The organism is Actinomycetota bacterium (assembly GCA_014360645.1).
Lineage (GTDB): Bacteria > Actinomycetota > Geothermincolia > Geothermincolales > RBG-13-55-18 > Solincola_B.
In genome coordinates, this window is record JACIXD010000032.1 from 1 (window position 1) to 1,629 (window position 1,629).

Annotated in this window: 1 protein-coding gene; it reads right to left on the minus strand. The window is 62.9% G+C overall.

Annotation, left to right across the window (positions count from 1 at the left end; all coding sequences use genetic code 11):
- A partial coding sequence (locus H5T74_14625) for an IS1634 family transposase (protein MBC7231609.1) occupies positions 1-1,568 on the minus strand: 1,568 nt, incomplete at its 3' end.
- Between the last annotated feature and the right edge of the window lie 61 nt (positions 1,569-1,629).

A 1,629-nucleotide genomic window follows, 5' to 3' on the forward strand; every position in this document is an offset into this window, starting at 1 on the left:
GATAGCTTCAAGGCATCCAGGATCTCCTTCTGCTCTGGATCGGGGCGCGCCGCAAGCTCGAAGGAGTAGTCCCCACAGGTCAAGGGGATCACCTGTAGACGATCCAGGCTGCGGATCGCGTGCTCCAGGGGTAGCTTGGAACCCTGCATTCTTCCCCTCATCTCTCGGGTGACCATGAGGGCGAGCATGCAGATGAGCGCATGGGCCCGCGTGCGGTCTCCCCTGCGATGGTTCAGGGGCCTGATCTCCAAAAGCGCGCTTTCAAGATCGCGGAAGGCCTGTTCCACCAGGGCCAGGTCACGGTAACGGTCGTGCACCTTCTCCGCGCTCAGGTCCTTCCGGGGAAGGTCGGTCTTTATGCAGTAGCAGCCGTCCAGAGCCTCGGCCTTGGCCAGGGCCTCTTCGTCTATGCGAAAGGAGAGCTCCCGCCCGGAGAGGGAAAGCTTCATGAAGCGGGAGAGCTTGAGTTTGTCCAGCATGACCACCATGCGATCATAGGCCTTCTGGGGGCTCTTCCTCTGGGAGGTGGAAAGGGTTCTCGCCTCCTGCTCGAGCTGCGAGACGGCCTTCGCGAGGCGCTCCCTGCGGTTGGAGGAGGCCTCCTGGGCCCGGCGCGGATTCCTGCGCAGGATATAGCGCACCCCGGAATCTTCCACCTCGCACAGCTCGGCGTCGAAGAGGGAGAGCTGGATGACTCCCGCCTGCGCCAGGGCCACGATCTCCGGCTTGGTGATGGAGGTGATGTAGAAAAGGCCCTGCTTCTTGATCTCCCTCGCGGAGGTGCTCTTGATCATCCCCTTGTCCCCCACCAGCGCCACCCTGCCCGCCCCGAAGCGCCGGGCCACCTTGCCTATCTGGGCGGGTAGGGTGGCCCCGTCTTGGGTGTTTCCGGGAAAGACCTGGACCGAGACGGGATATCCCTCCGCGTCGGCGAGGAGCCCCACCACGATCTGCTTCTTGCCCTTCTTTCTGTCCCGGTTGTAGCCCCAGTCCGCCAGCTCGTTGCACTCCCCCTCCAGGTAGGAGCTGGTGACGTCGTAGAGGAAGAGGGTGGGTTTCTCTCTCCCCCTCCCTTTCCCTCGCCGGTGCGCATAGACCTCGTCCTCTATACGTGCCTGGTGCAGAAGGACCCAGTCCATGGCCGCGTAGAGCTCGTCCTCGCTGGGGGGCTCTATGCCCAGGACCTCGCGGGTGGCCTGGCCGCATGCCCAGCGGGAACAGGCCAGCTCAGAGCCCTGGATCACGATGCGGGCGGCCATCATGAGCAGCACCAGGGACGCCCTCTTCCCCTCCCCCAGGGCCCGGGTGATTCCCAGCTCCCGGGCGATTGCGCAGATGGCGAAGAGGGCGCCGTAGGCCCTTCCCGATCCCGCCTCGAGATCGTCTACGCTCACGGGCTTCTTGCCCTTGAGCGACTGCCGGATACAGGCGATGGTGGCCTCGTCCAGACAAGAGAGATTGGCCAGGGTGCGGTGCTTCACCTTGCCACCCTCCCGGTATCCCTCCATGAGCAGGTGGTAGGTATAGGTCCTGTCTCCCCGGCGGTTGCGGATAGTCTGCACATACATATTAGCAACTTTATATCATAATCATACCTTGTTGTAAAGGTACTATATAATCGATGGCGCC